18 protein-coding genes are annotated in these 17,138 nt (G+C 71.6%); 2 read left to right on the top strand and 16 right to left on the bottom strand.

The window, feature by feature from the left end; translation table 11 throughout:
* On the top strand, positions 1-643 hold a 643-nt coding region (locus I6A60_RS18780), incomplete at its 5' end, for a hypothetical protein (protein ID WP_203055658.1).
* A 94-nt stretch (positions 644-737) separates the two neighbouring features.
* On the top strand, positions 738-1,310 hold the full coding sequence (locus I6A60_RS18775; RefSeq protein ID WP_203023465.1) for a cob(I)yrinic acid a,c-diamide adenosyltransferase: 573 nt from the start codon (positions 738-740) through the stop codon (positions 1,308-1,310).
* A gap of 263 nt (positions 1,311-1,573) precedes the next feature.
* On the opposite strand, the gene I6A60_RS18770 is transcribed toward I6A60_RS18775, so the two are convergent.
* From I6A60_RS18770 to rho, 16 genes are all read right to left on the bottom strand, one after another.
* Positions 1,574-1,837, bottom strand: a complete 264-nt coding sequence (locus tag I6A60_RS18770) for a F0F1 ATP synthase subunit epsilon (RefSeq protein WP_203023681.1) — start codon at positions 1,835-1,837, stop codon at positions 1,574-1,576.
* Positions 1,837-3,276: a F0F1 ATP synthase subunit beta gene (gene atpD / locus I6A60_RS18765; protein ID WP_203023680.1), complete on the bottom strand. Its 1,440-nt coding sequence runs from the start codon at positions 3,274-3,276 to the stop codon at positions 1,837-1,839. Before atpD ends, I6A60_RS18770 begins: the two co-directional genes overlap by 1 nt.
* A gap of 383 nt (positions 3,277-3,659) precedes the next feature.
* Positions 3,660-4,556, bottom strand: a complete 897-nt coding sequence (locus I6A60_RS18760; protein ID WP_203023679.1) for a F0F1 ATP synthase subunit gamma — start codon at positions 4,554-4,556, stop codon at positions 3,660-3,662.
* A 4-nt stretch (positions 4,557-4,560) separates the two neighbouring features.
* A complete protein-coding gene (atpA, locus tag I6A60_RS18755; RefSeq protein WP_203023678.1) occupies positions 4,561-6,219 on the bottom strand; it encodes a F0F1 ATP synthase subunit alpha in 1,659 nt (552 codons plus the stop codon).
* A 224-nt stretch (positions 6,220-6,443) separates the two neighbouring features.
* Positions 6,444-7,292, bottom strand: coding sequence for a F0F1 ATP synthase subunit delta (locus I6A60_RS18750; RefSeq protein WP_203023677.1), 849 nt, complete (start codon positions 7,290-7,292; stop codon positions 6,444-6,446).
* A gap of 2 nt (positions 7,293-7,294) precedes the next feature.
* Complete coding sequence (locus I6A60_RS18745) at positions 7,295-7,879, bottom strand: F0F1 ATP synthase subunit B (RefSeq protein ID WP_203023676.1); 585 nt, start codon at positions 7,877-7,879, stop codon at positions 7,295-7,297.
* A 3-nt stretch (positions 7,880-7,882) separates the two neighbouring features.
* Entirely contained in the window at positions 7,883-8,137 is a 255-nt protein-coding gene (locus I6A60_RS18740; protein WP_013422129.1) for an ATP synthase subunit C, read from the bottom strand.
* A 65-nt stretch (positions 8,138-8,202) separates the two neighbouring features.
* Entirely contained in the window at positions 8,203-9,093 is an 891-nt protein-coding gene (gene atpB, locus I6A60_RS18735; RefSeq protein ID WP_203023675.1) for a F0F1 ATP synthase subunit A, read from the bottom strand.
* A gap of 759 nt (positions 9,094-9,852) precedes the next feature.
* Positions 9,853-10,185 (bottom strand): AtpZ/AtpI family protein, encoded by a 333-nt coding sequence (locus I6A60_RS18730; protein ID WP_203023673.1) that lies wholly within the window; start codon positions 10,183-10,185, stop codon positions 9,853-9,855.
* Positions 10,186-10,195: 10 nt separating this feature from the next.
* Entirely contained in the window at positions 10,196-10,723 is a 528-nt protein-coding gene (locus I6A60_RS18725; protein ID WP_203042359.1) for a hypothetical protein, read from the bottom strand.
* A 119-nt stretch (positions 10,724-10,842) separates the two neighbouring features.
* Positions 10,843-12,000 (bottom strand): MraY family glycosyltransferase, encoded by a 1,158-nt coding sequence (locus I6A60_RS18720; protein WP_203011961.1) that lies wholly within the window; start codon positions 11,998-12,000, stop codon positions 10,843-10,845.
* Between the two features lie 12 nt (positions 12,001-12,012).
* The gene (locus tag I6A60_RS18715) at positions 12,013-12,669 is read right to left on the bottom strand and encodes an L-threonylcarbamoyladenylate synthase (protein WP_013422124.1); all 657 of its coding nucleotides are present in this window, start codon (positions 12,667-12,669) and stop codon (positions 12,013-12,015) included.
* Positions 12,670-12,833: 164 nt separating this feature from the next.
* Positions 12,834-13,751 (bottom strand): peptide chain release factor N(5)-glutamine methyltransferase, encoded by a 918-nt coding sequence (gene prmC, locus I6A60_RS18710; RefSeq protein ID WP_203011963.1) that lies wholly within the window; start codon positions 13,749-13,751, stop codon positions 12,834-12,836.
* 4 nt (positions 13,752-13,755) lie between these two features.
* A complete protein-coding gene (gene prfA, locus I6A60_RS18705; RefSeq protein WP_203011959.1) occupies positions 13,756-14,838 on the bottom strand; it encodes a peptide chain release factor 1 in 1,083 nt (360 codons plus the stop codon).
* An 86-nt stretch (positions 14,839-14,924) separates the two neighbouring features.
* Entirely contained in the window at positions 14,925-15,161 is a 237-nt protein-coding gene (rpmE, locus tag I6A60_RS18700) for a 50S ribosomal protein L31 (RefSeq protein WP_203011958.1), read from the bottom strand.
* 219 nt (positions 15,162-15,380) lie between these two features.
* Positions 15,381-17,138 (bottom strand): transcription termination factor Rho (gene rho / locus I6A60_RS18695; protein WP_238435741.1); only part of this gene is annotated, 1,758 nt, incomplete at its 5' end.

Here is a 17,138-nt window from a genome sequence, read left to right as displayed (position 1 = left end):
CCTGCCGGGGCGGGCCCGCCCCCTCCTCCCGGCTTGGGGCCCCTTGCGGGCCCCGGGGCCTTATCCGGGCGCCGCGCATGGTTTGACCGGCCGAGAGTTCCCGACCGCGGCCATCTCGCTGGTTCGCCGCGCGGGTGACCGGGTGGAGGTCTGCTCGCTTGGGGACTGCACGGTGCTGATCGACGTCGAGGGCAAGCCGATCGAGGTGATGGATCCCCAGTTCGAGGGAGCCGAGGACGCGGCGCTGGCGTGGGTCCGCGACCGGCTGGACCGCGGCGTCGCCGCCGCGACCGTCTACCAGGAGATCCGGGTACAGCTGCGCCAGCGACGTCTGGAGCGCAACTCGCCGGCTGGGTTGTGGATCCTGGCCGCGGCGCCCGAGGCCGCGCGGCACGCGGCGATCGACTCGTTCCCCGCGCCGCCCGGCACGAACGTCGTGCTGATGTCCGACGGCTTCGCTCGTGCGCTGTGGCCCTTCGGCCTCGTGAGCGACTCCGGCGAGCTGATGGACCGGATTGTCGCGGGCGGCGCGGCCCAGCTGCTGGCCGAGCTGCGGGCCGCCGAGGCCGCGGACCCGGACTGCGTCCGGACGCCCAGGTTCGGTGCCCATGACGACGCGACCATGGTGTGGGCCGAGATCTGAGTCGATGGCCGAGTCTCACCGGTCCCCAGCGACGGCGCCTGTGACCCAGGCCTGGACGACGCGCCGGGACCGGCGGCGCCCCTAGGGTAGGCGTATGGCTGTCCATCTGACGCGGATTTACACCAGGACCGGCGACGACGGGACGACGGCGCTCGGCGACATGTCCCGGACGTCGAAGACCGACCCGCGGCTGACGGCCTACGCGGACACGGACGAGACCAACGCGGCGATCGGGGTGGCGCTCGCGCTCGGGGCGCCGCGTGACGACGTCCGCGACGTGCTCCGGCAGGTGCAGAACGACCTGTTCGACGTCGGCGCGGATCTCGCGACGCCGATCGTGCCCGATCCGAAGTACCCGCCGCTGCGGGTCACCCAGGCCTACGTCGACCGGCTGGAAGCGGCCTGCGACGCCTTCAACGAGGACCTGCCGAAGCTGGACTCGTTCATCCTGCCCGGCGGGACCGCGGCGGCCGCGCTGCTGCACGTGGCCCGCACGGTGGCCCGGCGCGCCGAACGCAACGTGTGGGCGCTGCTCGCGGTGGACGGGGACCGGACGAACCCCCTGACGGCCCAGTACCTCAACCGCCTGTCAGACCTGCTGTTCATCCTCAGCCGCGTCGCGAACCCAGGCGGCGACGTCCTCTGGAAGCCCGGCGGCAACGCCTGAGTCCCGCAACCACCCGGCGCCGCGGACGCCACGGCGCGCACGCGACCAAGATCGCCGTCTAGGCCCTGGCGTGGTCGTCGCGGGGCCCCGATCGCAACCACCAGAGGGCCGAACTGGCGATCTTCGGCGCCGGCACCGGCCGGCGGCGCCGAGGGGGCGCCGACGCGCGGCGGGCAGCGGGGCTGGTACGACGAAGCGGGGGCGCCGGGGGCCGGGGGCCGGCCCCCCCCCCCCCCCGCTTCGTGGAGCGAGCGACGAAACCGTCAGGCCTTCAGCTCGGCGCTTTCCGCGAGGATGCTGACGCCGTCGTGGGTGACGGAGATGAAGCCGCCGCCGACCGTGTAGAGCAGGTCGCCACCCGGAGTCTCGACCTTGACGTCGGCACCGTCCTTGAGCACGCCCAGGAGCGGGACGTGCCGGGGCCAGACGCCGAGGTCACCGTCGGTCGTCGTGGCGAGGACGAAGTTCGCCTCGCCTTCCCAGACCTTCTCCTCCGGAGAGACGACCGCGACCCGCATGGTCGGCATTACAGGTTCTCCGCGTTCTTCTGCGCGTCCTCGATCCCGCCGCACATGAAGAACGCCTGCTCCGGCAGGTGGTCGAACTCGCCCTGGGTCATGCGCTTGAACGAGTCGATCGTCTCGGCGACCGGGACGAACTTGCCGGGAATGCCGGTGAACTGCTCGGCGACGAAGAACGGCTGCGACAGGAACCGCTGAATCCGCCGGGCCCGCCGAACGAGGACCTTGTCCTCCTCGGAGAGCTCGTCGATGCCGAGGATGGCGATGATGTCCTGCAGGTCCTTGTAACGCTGCAGGATGCGCTGCACCTCGCGGGCCACGTCGTAGTGCTCCTGGCCGACGTACCGGGCGTCCAGGATGCGCGACGTCGACTCCAGCGGGCTGACCGCCGGGTAGATGCCGAGGTCGGAGATGGAGCGGTCGAGCACGGTCTGGGCGTCGAGGTGGGTGAACGTCGTCGCCGGGGCCGGGTCGGTCAGGTCGTCCGCGGGGACGTAGATGGCCTGCAGCGAGGTGATGGAGTGGCCTCGGGTCGAGGTGATCCGCTCCTGCAGCACGCCCATCTCGTCGGCCAGGGTGGGCTGGTAGCCCACGGCCGACGGCATCCGGCCGAGCAGCGTGGAGACCTCGGAGCCGGCCTGGGTGAACCGGAAGATGTTGTCGATGAAGAGCAGGACGTCCTGCTTCTTCACGTCACGGAAGTACTCCGCCATGGTCAGCGCGGCCAGGGCGACCCGCAGCCGGGTGCCCGGCGGCTCGTCCATCTGGCCGAACACCAGCGCGGTGTCCTCGATGACGCCGGCCTCGGTCATCTCCTCGAACAGGTCGTTGCCCTCGCGGGTCCGCTCGCCGACGCCCGCGAACACCGAGACGCCACCGAACTCCTTGGCGACCCGGCGGATCATCTCCTGGATGATGACGGTCTTGCCGACGCCGGCGCCGCCGAACAGGCCGATCTTCCCACCGCGCACGTACGGCGCCAGCAGGTCGATGACCTTGATGCCGGTCTCGAACATCTCGGTCTTCGACTCGAGCTGGTCGAACGGCGGGGCGGAGCGGTGGATCGCCCAGGTGGTCTCCGCCTCGACGGACTCGACGTCGAGCGGCTTGCCGAGCACGTTGAACACGTGCCCCTTGGTGGCGTCGCCGACCGGTACCGAGATCGGCGCGCCGGTGTCGGTCACCGGGGCGCCGCGGACCAGGCCGTCGGTCTGCTGCATGGAGATGGCCCGCACGGTGTTGTCACCGATGTGCTGGGCGACCTCGAGGGTCAACGTGGCGGTCTCGTCGCCGAGCGTGCGCTCGACGTGCAGCGCGTAGTAGATCTCCGGAAGCTCGTCCGGAGCGAACTCGACGTCGACGACCGGGCCGATGACTCGGGCGACCCGGCCGATCCCCGGGACCCGGCCGTCCGCCGGGGCGGTCGAGCTGGTGGTGACGGTCATGGCGTCCTCGATCTTCACTAGAGCGCCGAAGGGGCGCGTACTGCGACTTCTCCGCGCCCCCGGAGGGCCCACGTGGTGCCGGGTCCATAGGGGCTGGCTTGGCGCCCTCGGCCACCCTTGGCTTCAGGCAGGATCTTCAGTTCCGCGGTGCTTCGTCGTTACGTCTCGTGGCGGTGCGCGTCTTTCGGGCAGTGCCAGGTGGTGCTGGTGGTGCCACGTCTTCGGTGCCGCGCGCTGCGACGGCGGCCGGGCGGTCGGTCCGGGCCTCCGGCCGACCGTCCCGTCCAGCTTCGACGTCGCTGTAGCGGTTGGTACCACCTACGATGCCGTACCCCGCCGACTAATGACACCCACCCCGCGACCTCATCGCGGCGCGAGGCCGGCTAGCCGGCGTCCGCGAGCGCGTTCGCGCCGCCGACGATCTCCGAGATCTCCTGGGTGATCGCCTCCTGGCGGGCGCGGTTGGCCAGCCGGGTGTAGGTGCGGATCAGGTCGGTGGCGTTGTCCGTCGCGGACTTCATTGCCCGCTGGCGGGACGCCGACTCGGAGGCGGCCGCCTCCAGCAGCGCGACGTACAGGCGGCTCTCGACGTACCGGGGCAGCAGCGCGTCGAGCACCCCCTCGGCCGACGGCTCGAACTCGTAGACGGGCAGCGGGCCACCCGCCGGCGCTTCCTCCGACTCGGTCAGCTTCATCGGCAGCAGCCGGTGCGCGCCCGGGGTCTGCGTCAGTGCGCTGACGTACTCGGTGTAGACGACGTGGATCTCGCCCACGCCACCGTCGGCCTCGGGCACGGCGAACGCCGCGAGCAGCTCGTCCGCGACCGCCTTCGCGTCCGCGTACGTGGGCTGCTCGGTGAAGCCGGTGAACTCACCGGCGATCGCCCGGTTGCGGAACTTGTAGTACGTGACGCCCTTGCGGCCGACCACGTACAACGCCACCGACTTGCCCTCGTCGTCCAGCAGCTCCATCAGCTCACCGGCACGCCGGATCGCGTTGGAGCTGTAACCGCCGGCGAGACCACGGTCGGAGGTGACGACCACCACCGCGGCCCGGGTGACCCCGGTCCGCTCGGTGGTGAGCGGGTGCTTGATCGTCGACTGCGAGGCGACCGCGGAGATCACCCGGGTGATCTCCTGCGCGTACGGCCGCGAGGCCGCCACGCGCGTCCGGGCCTTGACGATCCGGGACGCGGCGATCAGTTCCATCGCCCGGGTGATCTTCTTCGTCGACTGGACCGTGCGGATGCGCCGCCGGTACTGGCGAAGTTGGCCGGCCATCCGATCAGGCCTCTTCGTCCGCGGGCTTCGGGTGGTGCACCGTGATCGACTCGTGGCGCACCTCGCCCGGAGCCAGAGCCTCGGGCGCGGCCTCGTTGACGACCAGCGGCTCGCCGCCGCTCAGCGTGAACTGGCCCTTGAACGCGTCGATCGCCTTCTCCAGGTCGGCGGTCGTCGACTCCTCGAGCTTGCCCGTCGCCGAGATGACCTCGTAGATGCCCGGGTACGAACGGCCGACGAAGTCCAGGAACTCCGTCTCGAACCGGCGGACGTCCGCGACCGGCACCTCGTCGAGCTGACCGGTCGTGCCGGCCCAGAGCGAGACGACCTGCCGGTCGACCGCGTACGGCTGGTTCTGCGGCTGCTTGAGCAGCTCGACGAGGCGGGAGCCGCGGGCGAGCTGGTCACGGGACGCCTTGTCCAGGTCGGAGCCGAAAGCCGAGAAGGCCTCCAGCTCGCGGTACTGGGCCAGGTCGAGCCGCAGGCGGCCGGCGACCGACTTCATCGCCTTGACCTGGGCGGAGCCGCCGACTCGGGAGACCGAGGTGCCGACGTTGATGGCCGGGCGGACACCCTGGTTGAACAGGTCCGACTCCAGGAAGATCTGGCCGTCGGTGATGGAGATGACGTTCGTCGGGATGTACGCCGAGATGTCGCTGCCCTTGGTCTCGATGATCGGCAGACCGGTCAGCGAGCCACCGCCCAGCTCGTCGGAGAGCTTGGCGCAACGCTCCAGCAGGCGAGAGTGCAAGTAGAAGACGTCGCCCGGGTAGGCCTCACGACCCGGCGGGCGGCGCAGCAGCAGGGAGATCGCCCGGTAGGCCTCGGCCTGCTTGGAGAGGTCGTCGAAGACGATCAGCGAGTGCTGGCCGTTGTACATCCAGTGCTGGGCGATCGCCGAGCCGCTGTACGGGGCCATGAACTTGAAGCCGGCCGGCTCGTCCGCCGGGGCCGCGACGATCGTGGTGTACGCCAGCGCGCCGGCCTCTTCCAGCGTGTTGACGACCTCACGAATGGTCGACTTCTTCTGGCCGACGGCGACGTAGACGCACTTGACCTGCTTCTTCGGGTCGCCGCTCTCCCAGTTGGCCCGCTGGTTGATGATGGCGTCGATGGCGACCGTGGTCTTGCCGGTCTGCCGGTCCCCGATGATCAGCTGGCGCTGGCCACGGCCGATCGCGGTCATCGCGTCGATGGCCTTGATGCCGGTCTGCAGCGGCTCCTTGACGGGCTGGCGCTGCACGACCGTGGGCGCCTGGAGCTCCAGGGCACGCTCGCCCTCGGTGGCGATCGGGCCGAGGCCGTCGATCGGGCGCCCCAGCGGGTCCACGACCCGGCCCAGGTAGCCGTCGCCGACCGGCACCGACAGGATGCGCCCGGTCCGGCGGACCTCCTGGCCCTCCTCGATGTGCGATCCCTCGCCGAGGATGACGCAGCCGATCTCACCGACCTCGAGGTTGAGCGCGAGGCCGAGCACGCCGCCGTGGAACTCCAGCAGCTCGTTGGTCATCGCGTGCGGGAGGCCTTCCACCCGCGCGATCCCGTCACCGGTCAGAATGACGCGGCCGACCTCCTCCCGGTCGGCGGAGGTGGCCTCGAAGGATTCGACGTAGTCCCGGAGGGCGTCGCGAATCTCCTCCGGCCTGATGGTCAGCTCAGTCATCGCTTCGGTCCTTCATTGCTGGGCATGGAGTTTGCTGCCCGAGCATGGGCAAGGTCCGGCCTCGGCGAGGCCGGCTGGTCACAGCCCGGCCCCGGGAGGGCCGGCTGGTTACTGTCCGGCCTTGTCGAGACCGGAGCGATCGAATTCGGGGCGGACCAGAGACAAGGGCCACGCCGCCTGCGGCGGGCGCCGGCGGCGGGGCCACGAGTCGTCGTGTTCACGCGTTACCGGGTCAGAGCCTGGCGGGCGGCGGCGAGCCGGCGCAGCACGGAGCCGTCGACGACCTCGTCGCCGACGCGCACCACGACACCGCCGAGCACCGTCGGATCGAGGTCGGCCTGCAGCTGGATCTCACGGCCGAAGTAGCGGGACAGCGCGGCCCGCAGCCGGGTGAACTGGTCGTCGTCGAGCGGCACGGCGGTGCGCACCACCCCGACCACCCGGTTACGTCGCCCGGCGGCGATCCGGCTGAGCTCCTCCAGCCGACGAGACAGGTCGCCGAACTCACGGTCCGCGACCGCCTGCGTGGCCAGCCGCACCGTCACCGGGTGCGCCTTGCCCGCCAGCAGCCGATCGACGAGCGTCTCCTTGGCCGACGCCGGCGCGGCCGGGTCGGTCAGCGCGAGCGCGAGCCGCGGGTTGCGGTCGAGCACCCGGCCGAACCGGAACAGCTCGTCCTCGACCTCGTCCAGCGCGCCCGCGGTCTCGGCGTCCACCAGGAGCGCCTCGACCGCCAGCTCGATCAGCCCGAGCCGCAGGTCAATCGCCCGCGACCAACGGCCGGCGACGGCCGACTTCAGGACGGTGAGCGACGGCGCGGCGATCTGGCTGCCGAACAGCCGGTCGGCGAGCCCGACTCGGGCCGCGGACGGCGCGCTCGGGTCGTGCAGCGCACGCCGCAGCGCGAGGTCCTTGCCGAGCAGGTCGGCGACGGCCCGCAGGTCGGACGCGACCTGGCCGGCCGCCGCGACGGTCGACTGACGGGCCGTGGCCCCGCCTTCCGGCGCAACCGCGGTGAGCTCGTCGAGCGTGGCCCGCGCCGCGGCGAGAGCCGCCCGGCTGGGTCCCTCCACCGTCAGCCCCCCGATCCGGCGGGCGCGGCGGCTGCCGCGTCACCGGCGTCGAGCGACGCGATGAAGTCGTCGATCAGCTGGCTGTGCTCGTCCGGACGCGCCAGCTCGTGACCGACGATCTTGGTCGCCAGCTGCAGCGCGACCCCGCCCAGCTCGCCACGCAGCTGCGAGACGATCTGCGACCGCTCGGCGGCAAGCTGTGCCTCGCCACGGGACCGGATCTCGGCGACCTCACGGTCGGCCTGGGCCCGCAGCTCCGCCACGATCTGACGGCCCTGGACGGCCGCCTCGTCGCGGATGCGGGCCGCCTCGGCCCGTGCGTCGGCCAGCTGGGCACGGTACTGCTCCAGCACGGCCTGCGCCTCGGCCTGGGCGGACGAGGCGCGGGCCAGGCCGCCCTCGATCCGCTCGGTGCGCTCGGCGTAGTACTTCTGGACCTGCGGCTTGACCTTCCAGAAGAAGAAGGCGACCAGCAGGCCGAACGAGATGGTGCCGATGATGAGTTCGCCAAGCGGCGGAACCAGGACGTTCTCGTTCGACTTCTCGGCGGCGGCCAGGATGACTGATGTGGCGTCGACGCGCGTCATCGGCTAGCTGAAGACGAAGGGAACGACGAAACCGATCAGCGCAAGGGCCTCGACCAGCGCGAAGCCGATGAGCATGTACCGGAAGGCGACCTGCTCGGCCTCGGGCTGCCGGGCGATCGCCTGGACGCCGAGACCGAAGATGATGCCGACGCCGATACCGGGGCCGATGGCGGCGAGACCGTAGGCCACCGCACCCAGGCTGCCTGTGACCTTGTCGGCCGCGGCCAGGACGAGGGGGGCAGTGCTTTCAAACGCCATGGTCGAGATGTTCCTATCCAATCGGGCACCGGGACTCGGCCGGTGCGGTCGGGGTGTCCGAAAACTCAGGAGTGCGCCGCGGCCGGGGCCAGCACGCCGGGCTGCGCCAGCCCGGGATCTTCGAGGCTGTGGCCCTCGTCGTGGTCGCCGCCGCCGTGCGCGGCCAGCGCTCCGCCGATGTACGCGGCGGTGAGCACGGTGATGATGTACGCCTGCAGCAGGTCGATGACCAGCTCGAACCCGGTCATGATGATCGTCACGAGGAACGAGACCGCGCCGAAGACGAACGGCGGGCGCTGGATCAGGTACTCGGCGCCCGTCGAGAAGATCAGCAGGAGCATGTGGCCGGCGAACATGTTGGCGAACAACCGGACCGCCAGCGTGAACGGCCGCACGATGATCGTGGAGAGCAGTTCGATCGGCGCGAGGATGAGCCGAATCCCGAAGGGCGCGTTCGGCGCCGGGTCCAGCATCTCCTTGAAGTACGCGCCGCCCCCGTTGGCCTTGATGCCGGCGTAGTTGAACATCACCCAGGTGATGAGCGCCAGGATCATCGGGATCGCGATGCGCGAGGTCGCCGGGAACTGGGCCACCGGGATGATCGAGAGAACGTTGCAGACCAGGACGAAACAGAACAGCACGACCAGGTACGGCGTGTAGCGCGCACCGGACTTGCCGATGATGTCCCGGGCGATCTGGGTGTCGATGAAGTCGTAGATCGACTCCACGAAGTTCTGGAGGCCGCGCGGAACGACCGAGGCGCGGCGGTAGGCGAGCCAGAACAGGACGCCGACGAAGAGCGCCGCGAAGATGACCAGCGCGGTGGCCTTGTTCAGGTAAAGGTCGATCGGACCCAGGTGCACGTCAAACCAGTGCGGCGGGTTGAACACCGCTGTGGTGGGACCCTGGAAGCCCTCGTCACCATGGGCGAGGACGGGCACGCAACACACCTCCATGATCCAAATTCCTACGCACTGTCACCAGGCGACGCGGGCTCGCCCCGGTGGAAAGGGATCCCACCCTATCGGTGCACTCCGCCCGACCGCCCAGGATGCACTCATCGTGACCGAAGCTCGGGCACACGATGGCACAGGAGCGGAAGAACAGGCGACCAGTTGCTGATTGGCATCCGTCTGCCATGTCACCGGAGCCGCCGGGAGCGCGACCGAACCTGCCGTCGGCGCGGCCGGCGGTCATACGACCTCGGCGGACAGACACGCGACCAACATGGTGATCGCGCGACCGTTCGACCGTGTCACACTGACCACCGGAACCGCGACCACTGCATGATCGCCCACCCGTTGGCTGATGTCACGTCTGAAGACCTCCAGAGGCGCGAACACCGTTCGTTCGCGCATCCCTCGGTCGCTCGGCGCGGCCCAGCGGGGACTCGTCTCCACCGGGGGCCGACGGCGTCGGCGCCCGGTACCGCGAATACTATCCACACCTTCGCCTACGCGGCACGCGCTGCGATCCGCCCCGCGTCGGGTTCATCTACACGTTGCCGACACGTTTCGTTCTGTTGTGCCCGTCTTGGCGCAACGCGCCCGGCCGAGCACGCCGGGCGACCAGGTCGGCCGACCCCCGGCCGTCCGAACGCGGCGAGCACCCAATCGAGCAGCTACGGTCAGCGATGCCGGAGCGGACCCGTCACCCAAATGTTTACGGCCTGCAACATGGCTACGACACGCCTGTCGCAGTTCACGAGACGCCGGCTAGCGGCGCAGCGCCTGGTAGATCACCAGATAGATCGCGGCGGCCAGGCCGAGCAGGATGCCGATCGGCAGGAACACGTGGTGCAGGTGGGTGAGCCGGTCGATGCCCCAGCCGACGAAGCCCCAGAAGGCGATGCCTGCGCCCAGCGTCCCGACCACGTTCCAGGCCACGCCCGGGTTGCTCTCCATGTCCGCCGGCCGCCGTGGCCGGGCCGGGCGGCCACCGGGGTGGGACCCCTGGCCGCCAGGCGCGCCTGCCTGGTCCGGCCCATCCGAGCGGCGCGGGCCAGCGCCGGCCTTCTGCTTGCCGCCCGGAACCTCGTCGTTCGTCATGACGCCCAGGTCACCGGCCCGCCGCGGGCTGCTCCGCGGCGGCTGCGGCCGAGGCGGCAGCGCTCTGGTCCGTGCTCGCGGGCCGTCCGGCCTGGGCCAGCGCCGCCTGCCGGGCGGCGAAGGCGGCCGGGTCGAAGAAGGGCACCCTGGTGTGCGTCGCGACCCAGAGCTCGGCGCCCATCCAGCCGAAGACGCCGACGAAGACCGTCCAGGCCAGCGTCAGCAGGTGGATGGCCTCGACCCCGTCCAGCGAGACCAGCAGGATGCCGAGCAGACCGATCTGGCCGGTGTAGGTCCCGAGCGCGGCCGGCAGCAGCAGGTGCGGCGCGCGGCGGGCGACCAGCGCGACGGCGAGCTTGCCCATCGAGAAGAACCCGGCGACGACGGCGCTGCCGACCAGCGCCCCGGCGGCTCCCGCCCCGCCGAACAGCGCGGCGCCGAGCGCGATCGCCGGGACGGCGATCGCGGCACTGATCACCAGGCCCAGTCGCAGCACCGGCATCCCGATCAGCGCCTGGTCACCCGTTCCCTTCGCCACCCGTGCTCCTCATCCGTCGGCTTGTCGTCGTCGTTCGTCGTCGGCCCTCATCCCACGGTAACGGCCAGGACCGGCGCCAGCCTCGGCCGAGCCGGGCAGACCGCTCGCCGGGCGGCCCGTCAGGCCGAGGTGGAGGTGCTGGCCGGCTTCGTCCCGGCGCCGGCCCCGGCGGCGCGGCGGGCGGCGCGCTGGCCGAGCAGGAGCAGCGCCACCAGGCCGAGCAGGCCCAGCCCCAGGGTGGCGAGCAGGATCGGCAGCGGCGCGGACGAGAACGACGCGGCCACTCCGCCGAAACCGACCAGCGCGGCCCAGAAGTACATGAAGAGCACGGCCCGGATCTGCGACTTCCCGATCTCCAGCATCCGGTGGTGCAGGTGCATCTTGTCCGGCGCGAACGGCGACCGGCCAGCCCTGGTCCGCCGGATGACCGCGAGCCCCAGGTCGAGGAACGGCACCGCCAGCACGGCGAGCGGGATCGCCAGCGGGATGAGCGACGGCAGTGAGCGGGACGGCCCGGCGTAGCCACCGTAGGCGACCTGGCCGGTCACCGAGATCATCGAGGACGCCGACAGCAGGCCGATCAGCATCGAGCCCGAGTCGCCCATGAACAGCCGGGCCGGGTTGAAGTTGTGCGGCAGGAACCCGACACACACGCCCGCGGTCACCGCCGCCAGCAGGGCCGCGGGGGCGGCCCTGGAGAAGCCGTCGACCACGGCGAGCCGGTAGGCGTAGTAGAACGTCGCCCCGGCGGCGATCGCGGTGACGCCCGCCGCGAGGCCGTCCAGGCCGTCGATGAAGTTGATCGCATTGATCAGCACGACGACGGCGAGGATCGAGATGGGGACCGCGGTCTCGGGGCCGAGGCTGAGTGTCGTCTCGCTGTTCCAGTTGATCGCGAACGAGAACTGAACCCCGAACTGGACCATCACCGCCGCGGCCACCATCTGCCCGGCGAGCTTGGTCAGCGAGTCCAGCTCCCACTTGTCGTCGGCGACCCCGAGCAGGCAGATCAGCGTCGCGGCGATCAGGACCGCGCGCGGTTCCGACCAGTCGCGCGAGACCTGGGACAGGAACGGCAGCCGGTCGGCGACGCCGAGCCCCGCGTAGAGGCCCGCGAGCATCGCCAGGCCGCCGAGCCGCGCCGTCGGCTTGGCGTGCACGTCCCGGTCTCGCACGCCGGCGACCGCGCCGATGCGCAGCGCCACGGCTCGGGCGACGGGTGTCGCGAGGAACGTGACGGCCGCGGCGACGACAAAGACGAGCAGGTACTCACGCACGGGTCCGCCCCGTCACGAGGGGACCTCCGAGGGCGCCTCGACCAGCGGGAGCACCGAGCGCAGCGTCGGAAGGTCGATGGCGCCGAGCCGGACGACCCGGGGAACGTCGGTGGTGCAGTCGACGATGGTCGACGCGACGCCGTGGGTCGCGGGGCCTGCGTCCAGGTAGACGTCGACCTGCTCGCCCAGCTGGGCGACCGCCTCGTCCGCCGTGGTCGCGGCCGGCTGGCCGCTGAGGTTGGCGCTCGAGACGGCCATCGGCCCGGTCCGGCCGAGGAGGTCGATCGCGACCGGGTGCAGCGGCATGCGCACCGCGACCGTGCCCCGGCTCTCGCCCAGGTCCCAGCGCAGCGACGGTGCCTGGCGCACGATGACGGTCAGGCCGCCAGGCCAGAACGCCCGGGTGAGCTCGCGCACCGGCATCGAGACGTGGCTGACCAGGCCGTCCAGCGTGCGCCAGGAGCCGATGAGCACCGGCACCGGCATGTTCCGGCCCCGGTTCTTGGTCGCGAGCAGGGCCCGCACCGCCGAGGCGTCGAAGGCGTCAGCGCCGAGGCCGTACACCGTGTCCGTGGGCAGGACGACCAGGTCGCCCCGGCCGACCGCGCTCGCGGCCGCCTCAAGGCCGGCCTGGCGCGCCGCCGGGTCCGTGCAGTCGAACCGCCGCATCGTTCGTCCCTCACAGCCATTCCGTCACCGCGACCGCCACGAGGCCCCGCGCTCGGCTCGGCCGGGCCCGCCCGGCGACGCGCGCCGCGGATCTCGGAAGCGCTACGTACGCGCCCAACCTACTGCCTCGCCCGGAGGGCCCAGTTCCCCGTGGGTCCCGATCCCTACCGACGCGCCGTGACAAACCGGTCTCTACCGGCGAGATCGTGGCGGGTGGCGATCTCGCTCCAGCCACCGGGCCCCGCCAGCAGCGCGCGGACGGCGGCGCCCTGCCCGTCGGCGTGCTCCATCGCGAACAGACCACCCGGCCGCAGGAGGGCCGCGGCCGCGACGGCCACCGCGCGAGGCCCGGCCAGACCGTCGCCGCCGCCACCCCACAACGCCCAGGGCGGGTCGTGGCGGCCGACCTCGGGCTCGACGACGGCCCGGTCCGCGTCGGGCAGGTAGGGCGGGTTCGAGACCACCGCGTCGACCCGCCCGACCAGCCCGGCGAGCGCGACCAGCACGGGCGTCTGGGCCCAGGCGCCGGCTGAGTCATATCCGGTGGGGAGGCCCAGAACGTCGGCCGCGTGGACCCGCACGGGCAGGCCGGTGGCGGCGACGTTGCGGCGCAGGTAGCCGAGCGCGGCGGGGTCCGCCTCGACGGCGTGCACCTCGGCGCCGGGAACCTCGTCGGCCAGCGCCAGCGCGATGGCCCCCGACCCCGCGCACAGGTCCACACAGACCGGTCCGAGGCGCTCGGCGGACGTCGACGACAGCTCGGCCGCGAGGGTGTCGATCGCCCAGCCGACCACCGACTCCGTCTCGGGCCTGGGGACGAAGACCCCTGGGCCGACGGCGAGCGTGAGATGGCGGAAGTAGGCCTCGCCGGTCAGGTGCTGCAGCGGCGCCCGGCCGGCGCGGCGGCCGATCAGGTCCCAGAACCGGTCGAGCGCCTCGGCCGGGACCTCCCGCACCAGCGAGAGCCGGCCGCGCGGCACCCCGAGTACGTGCGCAGCCAGCAGCTGGGCGTCCGTCCGGGGGCTCGCGACGCCAGCCGCCTCCAGCTGGCGGGTGGCCGCGGCGAGCTCGGCCGTCAGCAGTCGGTCAGTCGTCGTCGGAGTCCCCGGCCAGGCGGGCCTGGAGGTCGGCGGCGGCGAGGGCGTCGAGCACGTCGTCGAGGTCGCCGTCGAGGACCGCTTCCAGGTTGTGCGCCTTGTAGTTCACCCGGTGGTCGGCGATCCGGTTCTCCGGGAAGTTGTACGTGCGCACCTTGTCGGAGCGGTCCATCGTGCGGACCTGGCTCGCGCGGGCCGCCGACTTCTCGGACTCGGCCTTTTCCCGGGCGACCGTCAGCAGCCGGGCCCGCAGGATTCGCAGCGCCGACTCCTTGTTCTGCAGCTGGCTCTTCTCGTTCTGGCAGGAGACCACGACACCCGTCGGCACGTGGGTGATGCGGACCGCCGAGTCGGTGGTGTTGACGCTCTGGCCACCGGGCCCGGACGACCGGAACACGTCGATGCGCAGGTCGTTCGGGTCGATCTGGACGTCGACCTCCTCGGCCTCCGGCATCACCAGCACGCCGGCGGCGGAGGTGTGGATCCGCCCGGCCGACTCGGTGACCGGCACCCGCTGGACGCGGTGCACGCCGCCCTCGAACCGCAGCCGGCCGTACACCCCCGGCTGGCCAGGGGGAACCTGGCCGCGGTACTTCACGGCGACGCTGACGTCCCGGTAGCCGCCCAGGTCGCTGGGGTTGGCCTCGAGGATCTCGGTCTTCCAGCCACGCCGCTCGGCGTAGCGCAGGTACATCCGGAGCAGGTCGCCCGCGAACAGCGCGGACTCCTCGCCGCCGGCGCCCGCCTTGACCTCGAGGATCGCGTCGCGGCCGTCGTCCGGGTCGGTCGGGGCGAGCAGCGTGCGCAGCCGCTGGCGCCGGTCCTGGATTGCCGTCTCCAGGTCGGCCATCTCCGCACGGAACGACGGGTCCTCGACGGCCAGCTCCCGGGCCGTCTCCAGGTCGCCGTTCGCCTGGTCGATCTCCCGGGCCAGCTCGACGATCGGGGCCAGCTCCGCGTATCGGCGGCCCAGCGCACGCGCCTCGCCGACGTCGTTGTGCACCGCGGGGTCAGCGAGCCGCTTCTCGATGACGGCGTGCTCGTCGAGCATCCGCTCCAACGCCGAAGCCATCAGTTACCTCTTCACAGCACAAGTAGGAAAGCGCGGACAAAGCAAGCGGCGCCCGTCCGTAACCCGGACGAGCGCCGCGCGCCTGCCTACTTGACGCCAGCGGCCTTCTGGCCGGGCTGACGCTTGCCGAAACGGCGCTCGAACTTCTCCACTCGGCCGCCGACGTCCAGAATCTTCTGCTTGCCGGTGTAGAACGGGTGGCACTGCGAGCAGACCTCGGCGTGGATCGTGCTGCCCGCCTTGGTGCTCTTCGTGGTGAACGTGCTTCCGCACGTACACACCACGGTCGTGTCCTCGTACGTCGGGTGGATGTCAGCCCTCATGGTGGTCCCTCTTCTCACGTTGGCCGCCGGGTCGCCGTCGCGTGTCGCGACGGCGTGAACCGGAGCCTGTTACCGGCCCAAGTCTGCCAGACCTTCGACCGAGCCAGCGGCGCGCCCACGACCCGCCGCCAGCCCTGTAACACCGACCTCCCGCGTCCTAGTCCCGTGCTCCCCGCCCACAGGCGGGGAGCACGGCCCCAGGCCGGCGAGCAGCGTCCGCTAGTCCGCGGTCGGCGTCGTCTTCGCGATCTGCATCAGGAACTCGTAGTTCGTCCGCGTCTGCTTGAGCTGGCCGAGCAGGAGCTCGATGGCCTGCTGGGGCTCACGGGTGTGCAGCACACGGCGCAGCTTGTGCATGATCGCCAGCTCGTCGGGCGCGAGCAGGATCTCCTCCTTACGGGTGCTGGACGCGTCGACGTCCACCGCCGGGAAGATCCGCTTGTCGGCGATCTTGCGATCGAGCTTGAGCTCGGCGTTACCGGTGCCCTTGAACTCCTCGAAGATGACCGTGTCCATGGTGGAGCCGGTCTCGACGAGGGCGGTGGCGATGATCGTCAGCGAGCCACCGTTCTCGATGTTGCGGGCCGCGCCGAGGAAACGCTTCGGCGGGTAGAGCGCCGTCGAGTCGACACCACCGGACAGGATGCGGCCCGACGCCGGCGCCGCCAGGTTGTAGGCACGGCCGAGCCGGGTGATCGAGTCCAGCAGCACCACGACGTCCTGGCCCAGCTCGACGAGCCGCTTGGCCCGCTCGATGGACAGCTCGGCGACGTTGGTGTGGTCCCCCGGCGGCCGGTCGAAGGTCGAGGCGATGACCTCACCCTTCACCGACCGCTGCATGTCGGTGACCTCCTCCGGCCGCTCGTCGACGAGCACGACCATGAGGTGGACTTCCGGGTTGTTGGTGGTGATCGCGTTCGCGATCGACTGCAGCACCATCGTCTTGCCGGCCTTGGGCGGGCTGACGATGAGCGCGCGCTGACCCTTGCCGATCGGCATCACCAGGTCGATGATCCGCGTGGTCATGACGTTCGGCTCGGTCTCCATCCGCAGGCGGTCCTGCGGGTAGAGCGGGGTCAGCTTGGTGAACTCGGGGCGGCCGCGGGCCTCCTCCGGGTCCATCCCGTTGATGGTGTCCAGCCGGACGAGCGCGTTGTACTTGTCGCGGCGGGCCTCGCCCTCCTGCGGGGCGCGCACGACACCGGTGATGGCGTCGCCGCGGCGCAGACCGTGCCGGCGGACCTGGGCAAGGCTGACGTAGACGTCGGCCGGGCCGGTCAGGTAGCCGCTGGTCCGGACGAAGGCGTAGTTGTCCAGGACGTCCAGGATGCCGGCGACCGGGATGAGGACGTCGTCCTCCCGCACCACCGGCTCGTTCTCGGTGGTGCCGCCCTGGGTGCGACCACGGTTGCGGCCGCGCTCGCGGAACCGGCCGCGCCGCCTGTTGCCGTCCTCGTCGTCATCCTGCTGCTGCTGGGCAGCGGCGCGGGTGCCCTGGCGGTCGTTCGTGCGGTCGGACCGGTCCGACTGACGGTCCGGGCGGTCCGACTGACGGTCGGGGCGGTCGGACTGCTGACGGTCGGACTGCTGGCGATCCGACCGGTCGGACTGCTGGCGGTCCTGGCGCGAGCCCTGGCGGTCGGTCTGGCGACCGTTGGAGCGCTCAGGGCGCTCACCGCGTTCGGGACGCTCGCCACGTTCGGGACGCTCGCCACGGTCGGCGCGCTCGCCACGGTCGGGACGCTCACCCCGCTCGGGCCGCTCCGGGCGCTCGCCACGGTCCGCCCGCTCGGGCCGCTCCGGGCGCTCGGCGCGGTCCGGACGCTCGCCACGGTCGGCGCGCTCGCCACGGTCCGCGCGCTCGCCACGGTCGCGGCGGTCCTCGCGGGCCCGGGGAGTGCTGGTGGTGGCGGTGGGGGGCGCCGCCGCCCCGCGGGGGGGGGGCGGGGGGGGGGGGGGGGGGCGGGCCGGGGCCGC

The organism is Frankia sp. AgB1.9, assembly GCF_016786355.1.
Taxonomy (GTDB): Bacteria; Actinomycetota; Actinomycetes; order Frankiales; family Frankiaceae; genus Pseudofrankia.
This window is presented reverse-complemented; position numbering and strand designations above follow the sequence as displayed.